Annotated in this window: 14 protein-coding genes; 11 read left to right on the top strand and 3 right to left on the bottom strand. The window is 42.4% G+C overall.

Annotated elements, in window-relative coordinates; translation table 11 throughout:
* The first annotated feature begins 32 nt into the window (after nt 1-32).
* The 9 genes from APA_RS17100 (at nt 33) to APA_RS17060 (ending at nt 9953) form a co-directional block, all read left to right on the top strand.
* On the top strand, nt 33-2864 hold the full coding sequence (locus APA_RS17100; RefSeq protein WP_201323470.1) for a pitrilysin family protein: 2832 nt from the start codon (nt 33-35) through the stop codon (nt 2862-2864).
* A gap of 108 nt (nt 2865-2972) precedes the next feature.
* Complete coding sequence (locus APA_RS17095; protein WP_201323469.1) at nt 2973-3257, top strand: YggT family protein; 285 nt, start codon at nt 2973-2975, stop codon at nt 3255-3257.
* 100 nt (nt 3258-3357) lie between these two features.
* Nucleotides 3358-4653, top strand: a complete 1296-nt coding sequence (gene purB / locus APA_RS17090) for an adenylosuccinate lyase (RefSeq protein WP_201323461.1) — start codon at nt 3358-3360, stop codon at nt 4651-4653.
* A 180-nt stretch (nt 4654-4833) separates the two neighbouring features.
* Entirely contained in the window at nt 4834-5589 is a 756-nt protein-coding gene (locus APA_RS17085; protein ID WP_201323460.1) for a TIGR04255 family protein, read from the top strand.
* On the top strand, nt 5577-6200 hold the full coding sequence (locus APA_RS17080; protein WP_201323459.1) for a hypothetical protein: 624 nt from the start codon (nt 5577-5579) through the stop codon (nt 6198-6200). The genes APA_RS17085 and APA_RS17080 overlap by 13 nt, the downstream gene beginning before the upstream one ends.
* Nucleotides 6201-6206: 6 nt before the next feature.
* Nucleotides 6207-6722, top strand: a complete 516-nt coding sequence (locus APA_RS17075; RefSeq protein WP_201323458.1) for a hypothetical protein — start codon at nt 6207-6209, stop codon at nt 6720-6722.
* A 380-nt stretch (nt 6723-7102) separates the two neighbouring features.
* Entirely contained in the window at nt 7103-8095 is a 993-nt protein-coding gene (hemB, locus tag APA_RS17070) for a porphobilinogen synthase (protein ID WP_201323457.1), read from the top strand.
* Between the two features lie 17 nt (nt 8096-8112).
* On the top strand, nt 8113-8820 hold the full coding sequence (locus APA_RS17065; RefSeq protein ID WP_201323456.1) for a pentapeptide repeat-containing protein: 708 nt from the start codon (nt 8113-8115) through the stop codon (nt 8818-8820).
* A 35-nt stretch (nt 8821-8855) separates the two neighbouring features.
* Nucleotides 8856-9953, top strand: coding sequence for a lipopolysaccharide assembly protein LapB (locus APA_RS17060; RefSeq protein WP_201323455.1), 1098 nt, complete (start codon nt 8856-8858; stop codon nt 9951-9953).
* Nucleotides 9954-10265: 312 nt separating this feature from the next.
* On the opposite strand, the gene APA_RS17055 is transcribed toward APA_RS17060, so the two are convergent.
* From APA_RS17055 to APA_RS17045, 3 genes are all read right to left on the bottom strand, one after another.
* Nucleotides 10266-10865 carry a hypothetical protein gene (locus APA_RS17055; protein ID WP_201323454.1) on the bottom strand — a complete coding sequence of 200 codons (600 nt, stop codon included), beginning with the start codon at nt 10863-10865 and terminating at the stop codon, nt 10266-10268.
* Between the two features lie 241 nt (nt 10866-11106).
* On the bottom strand, nt 11107-13077 hold the full coding sequence (gene acs, locus APA_RS17050; protein ID WP_201323453.1) for an acetate--CoA ligase: 1971 nt from the start codon (nt 13075-13077) through the stop codon (nt 11107-11109).
* A 146-nt stretch (nt 13078-13223) separates the two neighbouring features.
* Nucleotides 13224-13361, bottom strand: coding sequence for a hypothetical protein (locus APA_RS17045; RefSeq protein ID WP_201323452.1), 138 nt, complete (start codon nt 13359-13361; stop codon nt 13224-13226).
* Between the two features lie 329 nt (nt 13362-13690).
* Between APA_RS17045 and APA_RS17040 the strand changes: the two genes are divergently transcribed.
* Together APA_RS17040 and APA_RS17035 are read left to right on the top strand one after the other, a co-directional pair.
* Nucleotides 13691-14311, top strand: coding sequence for an ISAs1 family transposase (locus APA_RS17040; RefSeq protein WP_201323451.1), 621 nt, complete (start codon nt 13691-13693; stop codon nt 14309-14311).
* Between the two features lie 129 nt (nt 14312-14440).
* Nucleotides 14441-14584, top strand: coding sequence for a hypothetical protein (locus tag APA_RS17035; RefSeq protein ID WP_201323450.1), 144 nt, complete (start codon nt 14441-14443; stop codon nt 14582-14584).
* Nucleotides 14585-14615: the final 31 nt, after the last annotated feature.

Genomic DNA, 14615 nt, shown 5'->3' with positions numbered 1-14615 from the left:
ATTTCGTGGAGATTTCGGTGAAGCGTAATTTTATGCTCTCTTTTTTGAGTCGAGGACTAGCCACCGCGATCGCAGTGGTGATGCTCGGTAACTTGCCCCTATCTTGGCAATCATCTTTGTGGCAATTGTCAGGTGGTCAAGCATATGCTGCTCAACCTGATCTAGTTGCTAAAACTACTACAATTACTAACCAATCGCCCGACTCGTTGACAGGAAATGTGATTAAAACTGTCTTAGAGAACGGTTTGACGGTGTTAACTAAGCAAGTGAATACGGCTCCTGTTGTCAGTGTGCAGGTTTGGTATCGCGTTGGTTCCCAAAACGAGAAAGCAGGGATTACAGGTATTTCTCACCAGCTTGAACATTTGCTGTTTAAAGGTACAAAAGAGCGTCCGATCCAGTTTGGACGCTTGTTTAGTGCCTTAGGTAGTGACTCTAATGCGTTTACTAGTTATGACATGACTGCCTATGTGGGGACAGCAGGGAGCGACAAACTGGATGCGATGCTTAGGTTGGAAGCCGATCGCATGGTCAATACGGTCGCGGGTGAAAATGAACTCAAAAGTGAGCGTACTGTTGTTTTGTCGGAGCTAGATGGTGGCAACAACAGTCCAGGCACGCGACTTTATCGACAAGTAATGTTAGCAGCCTATCCCGATAGTTCTTACGGTTGGCCGGTAATTGGCTATCGTCCCGATGTTGAGAACTATACAGTTGAGGATATCCAAAACTATTACCGTACTTTCTATCGTCCTGATAATGCCACTTTGGTAATCGTTGGCAATTTCGAGACGGAATCTACGCTCGAAAAAGTGCGCGAAATCTATGGTGCGATCGCAGCTCCAACGAAGCCCAAAATTTTAATCACCCCCGAAGTCCAAAAAAACAAGCCTAAACCGCCACAGCCTAAATCGGCTCAAGAGCCAATTCGGATCAAAGAACCTGGTAGCGTGCCATTTTTGCAAGCCGTCTATCCTGACTTGCCGAAGGTCGATGGCGCAGATGTGGCTGCGATCGACGTGATGGATAGCATTCTCACATCAGGTAGAAGTTCACGGCTCTATCAAGCGCTAGTGGAAACTGGCTTAGCGAGTAGTGCCAGTGGCAGTGCATCGTCAATGATTGGCACGGGCTGGTATTTTATGAGCGCCACACCGACAGAGGGCAAATCTCTCGAAGAACTTGATCGCCTATTGCTAGCTGAAATCGACAAGCTCCAAACGCAGCCAATTACCCCAGCAGAACTAGAACGCGCTAAAACTAGTATGCGAGCTAGTTATATTCTGGGCAATCGTGATATTGGTTCTCAAGCTACTCAAATTGGTTATAACCAAACTGTCGCTAAGGATTATCGCTTTAGCGATCGCTATTTGAGTGCAGTCAATAAAGTTACGAGTGCAGATGTCAAGCGCGTCGCCAAGCAATATTTGCCACGCGATCGCCGTGTGGTGGGATATTTCGAGCCATCGGTAATTACGGCTGGTGCTGGCACAACTCCGAGTAATGCCCATTCTGCTCAAGCGTTTAAACCTAGCTCGCCCGTCGATCCATCGGAAGTGGCGAAGTATTTGCCAGAAAGCGCTTTAAATAACCGAGTCGATATTCCCACAGCCGTACAGCCCGACAAGTTCACATTAGCCAATGGCTTGAAAGTTCTGTTATTGCGCGATCGCAGTACACCGACGGTAACTCTAGTAGGTGAAATCAAAGCAGGTGCAGGCTTTGACGTAATTGAAAAAGCGGGATTGGCAGGAATCACAGCTCAAAATCTTACTAATGGTACAACCACCAAAGATGCGTTGACCCTTGCATCGCGTTTAGAAAATCGTGGCGCTAGTTTAGGATTTTCAGCAGGGCGTGAAAGTGTGGGTATTTCTGGCATTGCCTTAGCCAAAGATTTGCCAATTGTGATCGATCAATTAGCCGACTTGCTCCAAAATGCGACTTTCCCAGCGAAGGAATTTGACCTCAATCTTCAGCGCAATCTCTTAGCCTTTAAGTCGGAACTGGATAATCCTAATGCCCTAGTGCGGCGGATTTTTCAATCCACGCTCTACCCTAAAGGACATCCATTTAATGCGATGCGAACTGAAGCAACTATCAAATCTTTAAAACGCGAAGATTTGGCAAAGTTCTATAAAACCTATTATCGCCCTGACAGTACGATTCTCACGCTGATGGGAGATTTCGAGCCTGTGACAGTGAGAGCTTTACTCGAAGAAAAATTGGGTGAATGGCAAGCTACTGGCAAAGCGCCAAAGTTCCAATTCCCAAAAGTCCCCAATCTTGCAGCTACCAACGAGAAGCAAACATCTCTAGCAGGTAAAACTCAAGCGGTGACGATCATTGGACATCCGAGTATTTCTCGCTCTGATCCGCAGTATTATCCTGCGATATTGCTAAATCAAGTCTTAGGTGGTGACACATTATCCAGTCGCCTTGGTACCGAAATACGCGATCGCCTTGGTTTGACCTATGGTATTTACAGCTATTTCCAAGCGGGCAGACCGCCACAGGGCGCATTTATCGTGCAGATGCAGACCAGTGGCAAGGATACCGCCAAGGCGATCGCAGCGACGGTGGGTCTACTCAAAGATGTCCGCGATCAGGGCATTACCGAAGCTGAATTTGATGTCGCAAAGAAGAGCTTGATCAATAATTTTTCGACTGAGTTTGCCGATCCTGATAACATTGCTAGTTCTTTACTCAGCGATGAGATCTATGGCTTACCAGTTGGCGATTTTTACAAGTTTCCGCAGCGCATCCAATCAGTAACTTTTGAGCAAGTCAATCGTGCTGCCAAGGAATTATTACAACCCGATAATCTCTTGATTGTGTCGGTAGTTCCTAAAGCTGAGAAATAAATCATTCAATGCGGCGCAATGCGCCGCCTTGAATGATTTTAAAAAGCAGTTAAAACTGTTACGATCGATCTTAATTAAGTATTTTGAAATTTAAATTTGGTTACTATCGTGGACGCGATCGCCATTAGCACTCTTACTCTCAATATTGTTTTGGGACTATTCATCCTGATGTATATATTTCGGATCATCATGACATGGTATCCCCAGATTCCTCTCAAGCAATTTCCCTATAGCCTGATTACTTTCCCGACTGAGCCTTTGTTATTTGTGCTACGGAAATTAATCCCGCCTATTGGCGGTATTGATATTTCACCTGTAATTGGTGTTGGCATTTTTAGCCTATTGCGCGAAATGTTGCTAGGTCAGCAAGGAATTTTGACGATGATGCAATAGAAAAGCGGCGCGATGCGCCGCTTTTCTATTTTTAAATTGTAGCAATAGTAGAGAAAATTTGCTATAGTTATAAATTGTGATTATTCCAAGAGCGTAAATCTTGATAGAACGCTATACATTGCCCGAAATGGGTCGGTTATGGACAGATCGGCACAAATATCAAACTTGGTTGCAAGTAGAGATTGCCGTTTGCGAAGCGCAGGCAGAATTAGGCTATATACCTGCCGACGCTGTCGAAGAAATAAAAGCAAAAGCAAACTTCGATGCCGATCGCGTCAATGAAATTGAATTAACGGTCAAACACGACATGATCGCGTTTTTGACCAACGTAAATGAATATGTAGGTGATGCAGGGCGCTACATCCACCTCGGTTTGACTAGTTCCGATGTGCTAGATACGGCTCTAGCAGTGCAATTAGTCGATAGCTTAGAAATCATCCAAGCCCAGTTAGAAGAAGCAATCCAAGCCATTCGCTACCAAGCCCAGCAACATCGCTACACGATTATGTCGGGTCGGACGCATGGTATTCATGCGGAGCCAATTACCTTTGGATTTAAGCTCGCTGGCTGGTTAGCAGAAATGCTCCGCCATCGCGATCGCCTATTAAACTTAAGCAAAACTATTGCCGTTGGTAAAATTTCGGGCGCAGTCGGAACCTATGCCAATGTCGATCCGCGTATTGAAGCGATCGCTTGCCAAAAGTTAGGACTCCAGCCCGACTGTGCCTCTACACAGGTAATTTCTCGCGATCGCCATGCGGAATATTCGCAAGTATTAGCGCTGATCGGTGCATCGATAGAGCGCTTTGCGGTGGAGATTCGCAACCTGCAACGCACCGATGTACTAGAAGTTGAAGAACATTTCACCAAAGGTCAAAAAGGCTCTTCGGCAATGCCCCACAAGCGTAACCCGATTCGCTCGGAGCGCTTAACTGGTATGGCGCGGTTGCTACGCGGCTATGCGACAACGGCTCTAGAAAATGTGGCGCTATGGCATGAACGCGATATTTCCCACAGTGCGGCGGAACGGGTACTCCTACCCGATAGCTGCATTCTCACCCATTTCATGCTTAGAGAAATCACCGATCTGGTCAAAAATCTGTTGGTGCATACTCACAACATGGAGCGCAATCTCTATTGTTATGGTGGCGTGGTCTTCAGTCAGCAAGTGCTGCTCACATTGGTAACTAAGGGTCTGAGCCGTGAAGATAGCTATGCGATCGTCCAGAAAGCCGCGCACTTAGCATGGAATAAACCTGAAGGCGATTTCCGTAAGTTGATTAGTGAAGATGAAACCGTGCGATCGACTTTATCTGATGATGAGTTAGCTGCTTGTTTTGATCCGAATAAACATCTCAAAAATCTTGACCAAATCTATCAACGGTTGGGTATATAATTCCTAACCTAGGCTAGAAGGGTAGCTAAAAAGCTACCTTTTTAGTTTATTCTTTATTTTTCGTGATATCCGCTAAAGTTTATACAGACTTAATCAGGCTATGATCGCAGTATAACTTTAGATATCACAATGAGTCATCGTTAAAACAGTTCAGCAAATATACCTGTCTTAAGAAAAAACATGTCAAGAGCCAAATTCGCAAAATCACCACTAACAGAGGTAATTTGTGGAATTGAGTTCAATGCCACAGAATTTTCATCTGTTCATTTTGGTTTGTACTGGCAAACTATCCGAGACAAGTTTCCTAACCCACCACTAGATCGACCACCAATAGGCGCAATTGAATTTTTATCCATCCTTCCAAATCTTCGGAGAGTTTGGTTTGAGTCTGAAGACAGAAAACAACTAGTTCAGTTACAAGCAAACCGTTTTCATTACAATTGGCGACGACAAGAAGAAGATCAATACTTTCACTTCCAAAAAATTTATCCAAAATTCGCCCAAGAATGGCAAGGTTTTCAAGATTGGTGGATAAATACTGAAGGCACACCATTACAGCCAATCCGCTATGAACTTTCGTACATCAATCAAATAGATCAAAGCTTTGGGTGGAATAGTGTTAGTGATCATCAAAAGATATTTAGATTTTTTACTGAAAGATTTGATAGTCTATCTTTAAATCCTAGTAGATTTGACTTTAATTTAGAGCTTGAATTAAAAGAAAATAATGGGAATTTATCTGTTAGATTACATCAAGGTGTTAAACCAAATGATAGCCTCCCAGTTATTATTTTGGAATTAACCGCTAGCACTACAGGTACAAATATAGATGACCAAACATGGTTTGATTTAGCTCATAGATCTACAGTAGAAACATTTTTAAGCTTGATTACTGATGAAATTAAAGAAGAATGGGGTTTTGAATGGCTGGATTAATTACTAGTTCAAAAGATTACAAGCTAGATAATGCTCAAAGCTTTTCTAAAGCGAGTTCTGTTGATGCTTATCGAAGTGATCCAGATCTACTTATTAGAGAATATTTTTTATCATCTTCATTGCAAAGATCTAAATCAAGGAAGGTTATTTTTCAATATATTAATTCATGGCAATCTGTTTTGGATGTTTTACGATGGGGAGCAAATAGTAAAGCTAATGAGAGCTACGATGGCGCAGTTAACTTATTAGCTGAGATTGATAGTTTTGCTGTTTTAGAAATACTTGGATTAGTTGCTAAAAAGCTATATATTCCAATGTTAGATAATGAAGCTCATAGATGTTTGGCAGATTCTTGTTTGGAAATATTAATTAAATCTATCGCTTGTGCTTACAAAGTTGATCCTACACAAAGATATAGGTTGATTTTTGATGTTATTCCTCCAACTAATAGACGAACAATTAAGGCATCAGTTATAGATGCTTTGTTAATTATTGCTGATGAAATTGACGTAAATACTATCAAAAATGCTATAGAGCGTTATACCTTTGACAAAGATCAATATATTTGTGACTATGCTAAAGAAGCTTTGCAAGAGCTTAACCTAGATTAATTGCTTATGCTTCCAACTCTTGCGGATTTTGATATTCTTTCTGGCATTTTTATCAGAAAACTAAATAAGCGTACTCATTGGGATCCACAGGAAGGTGATAATGACTTATCTTTGCGAGCTAAATTAGCCTCAGAGAGAATTTTTCCTGCTGAGCGAAAACACAGTCTTTGGTATGTCAGCACCGAGAGTGAATTTTATGGTGTAGTAGCTTCACTGACTGCTACAGCAACACCAAAAAATAGGGATATTGATTTTATCTGGATAGAAGAATGTGAGTTGCAAGAGGTTGGAGTAATATTTGAAAGTATTCCAAATGGGGACTGTTTACATGTTAAATCTTTACACATTGATGCGGAGATTAATAAAAGTATTTTCCAAAACCTTTGCTACAACTTGATGAATAAAAAAAGAGAAGCTTATCGTTGCTCAAAAAGACAAACGACTTACATCCTTGAATATCAAAGACAAATCGGATGCAAATCAACAGATACTGATTTAAAGTCCTGCGAATGCCAGAGATAGAGCTAATAAATATGCATGTTTTACCAATATGAGATGTTTTCTTTGATTTTTGAAGTTTTCAAATATAAAAAATGGTACAAAGTGCCATTATTCTTTTTTGGGTAGTAATCGCAATCAGCAATTCTCATTATGATTTTTGCTTTGTCCAAACCGACAAATTTTCAACGAAGATATAGGCTTTTCAAGGATTGCTATTGCAATTATTCTCAATAACTGCCGCCAAATCAAGCCAAAATTGTCATAATGAGAATTGCTTAATCGCAATTATCGCGATCGCTGTAGTGTTAGGGATTCTGGTATAATACATAACTGAAAAATAAATGTTTTACTCAATGCTTTTAAGGCAACTCCATTAAGAAAAGTTAAGTTAAGAAACATCAATGCAACTCACACATCGTCCTCGTCGCCTCCGCCGTAATCCTTCTGTCCGCAGCCTCGTTAGAGAAAATCATCTATCAACAGATGACTTTATCTATCCCATGTTTGTAATGGAAGGAGAGAATAATCGTGTTGAAATCCCATCCATGCCCGAAGCCTATCGCTTTACCCTCGATCTGTTGGTTAAAGAAGTAGAAGAGATTTATGCTTTAGGAATTAAGGCGATCGCCCTTTTTCCCGCTGTACCTGAAGAGAAAAAAGACCTCACTGGTAGCGAAAGCTTTAATCCTGAAGGACTAGCACAGCGTACAGTTCGGGCGATTAAGGCAGCAGTCCCCGATGTGATTATCTTCACCGATGTGGCTCTCGATCCTTTCACCACCCATGGACATGATGGCATCATTGATGACAATGGCGTAATTCTTAATGATGAGACAGTGGAAGTTTTGGTCAAAATGTCCATTTCCCAAGCTGCCGCAGGAACTGATTTTGTGTCGCCTTCTGACATGATGGATGGACGCATTGGTGCAATTCGGCAAGGACTAGATGAAGCTGGATTTGAAAATGTTGGTATTCTTGCCTATTCCGCAAAATATGCATCCGCTTACTATGGACCATTTCGTGATGCGCTAGGCTCTGCACCCAAGTCGGGCGATAAAAAGACCTATCAAATGGACCCCGCCAATTCCCGTGAAGCAATTAAGGAAGTCTATCTCGATATTGCCGAAGGTGCAGATATTGTGATGGTGAAGCCTGCGCTCGCCTATTTGGATATCATCGCTAAGGTCAAAGAAGCAACTAATGTACCTGTAGCAGCCTATAACGTCAGTGGCGAATATGCGATGGTCAAGGCGGCGGCGCAACTGGGCTGGATTGATGAGAAGAAGGTCATGTTTGAAACTCTGTTAAGCATGAAGCGTGCTGGTGCAGATATTATCTTGTCTTATCATGCTAAGTCAGTCGCGCAATTGCTTGCTTCAGGTTATCGTTACTAATTGTCTTTCCCTCAACCATGAACGCAAAAGAACTTCTTGAAAGTTACGCTTTGGGCGATCGCGACTTTAGTAAGCGATCGCTCGGTGGATTGATTTTGACTGGAGCGAATTTGTCTGGAGCAAATTTTATTGAATCAGATCTCGAAGAGATTACGCTGGATATTGCTAATTTAGAGGATGTGGAACTAAATCTAGCTAATTTAATCAGAGCGAACTTGAGTGGTTCAATTTTGATTCAAGCAAATCTCAATGGCACAATTCTCGAACAGGCTTCATTGATCGGTGCAAATCTTTCTGAAGCTTTTTTGATTGAAGCCGATCTTAGTGATGCGGTATTGGTGGAAACGAATTTTAGTAATGCGTTTTTGACTAGCGCTAACCTGACGCGATCGCGCCTATGTCGAGCAAATTTATCGAATGCCTTTTTGACAGGCGCTTGTTTGAACGGTGCGGATCTGCGTGGTGCAAACCTCACGGAAGCAGATTTAACAAGAGCAAATTTGACTGGTGCAAATCTGGCTGGTGCGGATCTTAGCCGCGCAAACTTAACTAACGCCAAGCTAAATTGGGCAAATCTTGCCAATGCCAAGTTAATTGGTGCAGATTTGACAGGAACTTATCTATCAACACTGAAAAGTATTGATGGGACGGATTTTACCGATGCGCGTAATGCCCCGAACTCCGTCGAGCTTGTTAAGATGGAAGAGTTAACTCCAGAAGAATAGAATTTTTACGGTCAATAACGTAAATTAAAAAGTTTATGCCCTTGTTTCGCTCACTCACCAAACTCACCAATCTCGCTCTAGTAATGACAATCGCTACGGTGATCGCTATGCCGATTAGCGAAAAGGCTCATGCCCAAGACAAAAAGGATGCTACGGAATGGATCAGGCAGGGGCGGCAACTGTGGCAAAACAATAACATTTCAGGCGCGATCGCTGCTTATCAACAGGCTGCGAATTTAGAGCCAAAAAATTCTCGCATTTTAACTAGTCTCGGCTTTTTATTAACCCAACAGAACAACTATTCTGGGGCGATTGCAGCTCTAGACAAAGCGACCAAACTAGATGCGAATAATGCTAAAGCCTTTAATGCATTGGGATATGTCTATGTACGTATTAAAGACTATCCCAATGCTTTAACGGCTTATCGTCGCGTCATCGCCTTGGATCGCCAAAATATTGATGCCTATAACAGCGTCGGTTTTTTGTTGACTGAACAAAAAAATTATACTGAAGCCGCCAAAGTTTATCGTCAAGCGATCGCGGCGGCTCCAAGAGATCCGAAAAGCTATCTGAATTTGGGCTATATATTGAAATTATCTGGCGATCGCAAGGGTGCGTTTGCTATTTATAACCAAGCTGATAAGATTGCACCCTTTGATGCCGATGTCTTGGTGGCAATTGGTGGGTTGTTTGCTGAGCAAAATCAATATGAGGAGGCGATCGCTAATTACAAACGTGCCTTAGAAATCAATCCGCGTCATCCCCAAGCCAATCTTGCGATTTCTAGGGTCTACCAAAGTGAAGGTAATTATGCTGAAGCGATCTCCTCTTTGCGTCGAGCCGCAGGAGCGCGAAATATCACTGCTAATAATTTGATCGAGTTGCAACGTGCGATCGCCGATATCTATATTCAGCAAGGTTCTCTATCGGGTGCGATCGTCGCCTATCGTCAAATTCTTGAGGCTGAGCCAGAGGATGCCCCGACTTATCTAGCTTTAGGGAAGCTTCTGGCAACCCAGCAACGTGCGATCGAAGCTCGCAAAATGTTAGAAAATGCTGAGCGTTTCTTTAATCGACAAGGCAATATTGATGGTTTAGCCCAAGCCCGTAAAGCTCTAGCGGAGCTTAAATAACAGAAAGAGGCTGTGCGATGCACAGCCTCTTTCTGTTATTTAAATTCGCATAATTTATCTAAAATCGAAGGATATTCTAGAGTGGAAGTATCGCTGATGATTTATTGTCCAGAGGCAAGCGATCGCATAATATCCCTGTCGTTTATGGTGATACAAGTCTAGAGTAGAAAGTTTTTATGTTACCAAACAATTCCAATTTCTTTACCGAAATCTCCACTAAGTAACTCCTCCCACTCCTTGTAAGTTCTTACTTTCTTAGTCCCCGCCATAACTTCTTCAGGTTTTAGATATGTAACCATAACTCCAAACCCTCTAGAGATCTTGCTGCGCCTCATTGAGGATCGGTTGACCGTATTGCGTGATGAGACTTTGTATATATTCTTTCGCCCTGCTTCTTGAGTCGGTAAACGCATACACTTCACCTTGTTCTAAACGTATAGAGTTCTTATAGGTCATGCCTATTTTTTCTTTGTAGTAGTTGAATGCTTTAGGCTTAGAAAAAAGGAAAATCATAGGATTATTCTCTACATCTTTACCTAAGCAGAATTTGATGCCAACTCTGTAACAATACCATAATAACCATTTTCCGATAGGTTCAACAAGCCTATCTTGCACATTTTGTTCTGTTTCTAAATGCTCAACAACCAATGTATTCCGATTTTCGCCAATTATATAATTCACCAATCCAAGTACCTTCTTCTCGTATTCAAATTTTACTAACACTCTTTTTTCGGATTTGGCACTTTTCCTAATATCAACTTCCCAATGAAATGACCAATTGCCTGTAATTGGTTCATCGGATTCATTTATGGGCATTAAGATGGCATAGTCGTTTTTGCTATTTGAGTTTAGTGTGATTGGCACTTTAACATGACCAATATTAAAATCATTAAAATTTCGTGATTGCAGCATATTTTATATTTCTTAACAACTCTTAATATTACAGTATAAAAATGTGATTAAGAGTTTGACTTGCTTGGTGTAAAACAAAACCTGAAAATATTCACAAAGAAGGATCTCAATTTAGTTGAGATCCTTCTTTGTTTCATTTATACCAATTCACAAAAGTGTGACAACACTTCTGTGAATTAAAAAGCAAACCCTGTAAGGGTTTTAAAAACACAAAGTGGCGTAGCCACTTTGTGTTTTGGTATTATGCCCCTTCACGTAACTTATCGAGAACCGAACGATCTTCTAATGTGGAAGTATCGCTGGTAATTTCTTGCCCAGCCGCTAGCGATCGCAATAGGCGGCGCATAATTTTACCCGATCGCGTTTTTGGTAAAGCTTCCGCAAAGCGAATCTCACTCGGACGTGCGATCGCGCCAATCTCTGCAACAACATGCTTCTTCAATTCCTTCGCGAGTTCGTCACTAGGTTGATGATCGCCTTCTAGAATTACAAAAGCAAAGATATCTTCACCCTTTAATTCATCAGGCTTACCAACTACAGCAGCTTCCGCAACCGCAGGATGAGAAACTAGCGCTGATTCGATTTCCATGGTTCCCAAACGATGTCCAGCCACATTAATTACATCATCGACACGACCCATCACCCAATAATATCCATCCTCATCCTTACGCGCACCATCACCTGCAAAATAGACATAGTTGCCATCCTTGGGCGGAATATGTTCCCAATAGCTCTTACGGAAGCGATCGGGATCGCCGTAAACCGTTCGCATCATCCCTGGCCAAGGATGACGCACGATTAGATAGCCACCTTCATTATCAGGCGCTGAATTACCCTCAAGATCGACTATATCAGGAATAATTCCTGGGAAAGGAAGTGTAGCGGAACCTGGTTTGGTCGGTACAGCGCCAGGGAGAGCTGTAATCATAATTCCGCCTGTTTCAGTTTGCCACCATGTATCCACAATCGGACAGCGGCTACCACCAATCACACGGTGATACCACATCCAAGCTTCAGGATTAATTGGCTCGCCCACAGTGCCTAGTAAACGCAGTGAGGTCAAATCGCGGGTATTGGGATGATGTTCGCCCATTTTGATAAAGGCGCGAATTGCGGTGGGTGCAGTATAGAAAACACTGACTTGATACTTCTCAATGACATCCCAAAAACAGCCAAGGTTAGAAGGGCGTGGCGCTCCTTCGTACATCAGTGTCGTCGCCCCATTGGATAAGGGACCATAGACAATATAGCTATGCCCTGTAATCCAACCCACATCTGCTGTACACCAATAAACATCGGTATCCTTGAGATCAAAAATCCATTTGGTGGTCATGTGGCTATACAGATTGTAGCCAGCGGTAGTATGCACGACTCCCTTCGGTTTACCAGTACTGCCAGAAGTGTAGAGAACGAACAGCATATCTTCGCTATCCATTGGTTCGGCTTCACATTTAGCGGAAACACCCTGCTGCAAGTCATGCCACCAATGATCGCGCCCTGCGGTCATATACGTATTTTGACCAGTACGTTTCACAACTAAGACATCGGTAACAGAAGGAGCGGCTCCATTAGCGATCGCCTTATCCACTTGTTCTTTTAAAGGCACGATCGCATCTTTGCGCCAACCCCCATCGGCGGTAATGACGAGTTTTGCCTCGGCATCGACAAGGCGATCGCGTAAAGCCTCAGCACTAAATCCGCCGAATACTACTCCATGCACTGCGCCGATTCTGGCACAGGCAAGCATGGCGATCGCCGCTTCAGGAATCATCGGCATATAAATACCAACGCGATCGCCTTTTGTAACTCCTAATTGTTTGAGGGCATTGGCAAATTGACAGACTTCGCGATGCAATTGGGCATAGGTCAGCGTGCGCGAGTCGCCATTTTCGCCTTCCCAAATTAGAGCAGCTTTGTTTTTGCGCCAAGTGGTCAAGTGGCGATCAAGACAGTTATAGGAAATATTGATTTTGCCACCATCAAACCATTTCACTGATGGTGGTTGCCAATCGAGAACGGTGTGCCATTTCTCAAACCAATGGAGTTCCTGCTCGGCAAGCTCCGCCCAGAATGCAGCAGGATCGGCTTTTGCGCGATCGTAAATTTGTTGATATTCAGCAAGACTTTTAATATGGGCTACTTGCGAGAACTCCGCAGAAGGCTCAAACAAGCGCTTTTCTTGTAAAACAGATTCAATCGTGGGTTGTGACATAGATATAAGGTTAGTAATTACAACAAATTGAGTTTAGAAAGACTAATAATTCATGTAATAAGTTGATCGCTATGCCCCTAGTGTAAATTACTAAGAATACTTAATTGAGAAACGGTAAAGTTCCGCAACGATTAGCAACATAGAAATCAATAATTACTATCAGCAACACAAATACCTTGGCATTTAATGCCATTAGTGGCTGTACGCAGGCAGTGAGCGCAGAGAATTGGTTCTTGCTTAGTCTCAGGACAAGGTTGCCTATCAGGTTGAGGTTGAGTATTCATATTTTTGAAATTAGCGAGAAATGGAATCTTTTATAATAGCCTTGCACTCGAATAGCCTTGCACTCAAGTGCGGGCTAAGAGCGAAAGTCTGCTGAAGCAGACTAAAGAATAATTCTAGGAAACCCGTTTCAACGGGTTGATTTCGTTCATTCATCTTCAGATGACTTGAGCAAGTAGCCAAGAACACAAGTTCTTGGCTACTTGTTTGTACAGGGTAGCAAAAGCAGGGTTGTTTCAAGAATGAATAAGGAAACAATAAAAGCAAATTATAGCCATAAGAAAAGAATATAGTCGATAATTTCAGAAAATAAAGTCAAATGAGGTAGAAAATGAGTAAAAACATTGTAGATTATTTGAAGGAAGTACCAGATCCACGAGAAGCTCAAGGAAGTCGGGACGACTTATGGCAAATCCTGCTGATCATCATCATGGGAATTATGAGCGGAAAGCATACTTACCGAGGATTAGAGAGATTTGTCGAGAGACATAGGCGCAATCTGATAAAGCAACTAGCACTCAAACAAGGAACAGCCCCGTCATATTCAACACTCAGACGAATCATGATAGCCGTAGATTATGCCAAGCTTAATAGTGCATTTAATAGCTGGGCGCAAGAACAAACAAGGCAAACAGGAGAGGCGATTGCAGGAGAGGGCAAAAGTCTGCGAAATACAGTAAGTAATGCAGACAATAACCAACAGAACTTTATTAGTATGGTATCGCTATTCTCCCAACAGCAAGGCGTGGTAGTAGCAACCGCAATCATGGAGAACAAAAAAGAAAGTGAAATCAGTGTTATTCAACAACTGTTGTCGCAGCTTAAATTAGAAAATCATGTGTTTTACGATGGATGCATTACATTGTCAAAAGAAGACAGTGGAGACGATAAAAGAAACAACGACTACATCATTAAAGTAAAAAAATCAGTCAAAACTACGAGAGGCGATTAGAGTCCAGACAGAACAAGAAATAGCGATTCAAAAGTCAAGATTGAGGAGGAACAATCAAAAGGACGCAAAGTACAGAGATTGGTGGAGGTATTTACGCCGCCACCAAACATAGCTTCAAGCTGGAAAGATGTGCAGTCGGTGATACGGGTAACTCGTTCTGGTGAACGTGATGGCAATGCATACAGTACATTGAGTTACTACTTCAGTTCTTTGCCACCCACATCTGCACGGATTGCCAAAGTGATTCGAGGACATTGGCAGATTGAAAACTGACTACATTGGGTAAAAGATGTAATTTTTGATA

Origin of the sequence: Pseudanabaena sp. lw0831, from assembly GCF_016584665.1 — a bacterium.
Taxonomy (GTDB): domain Bacteria; phylum Cyanobacteriota; class Cyanobacteriia; order Pseudanabaenales; family Pseudanabaenaceae; genus Pseudanabaena.
The sequence above is the reverse complement of the archived record's forward strand: the minus strand, read 5'-3'. Positions and strand labels throughout refer to the sequence as shown.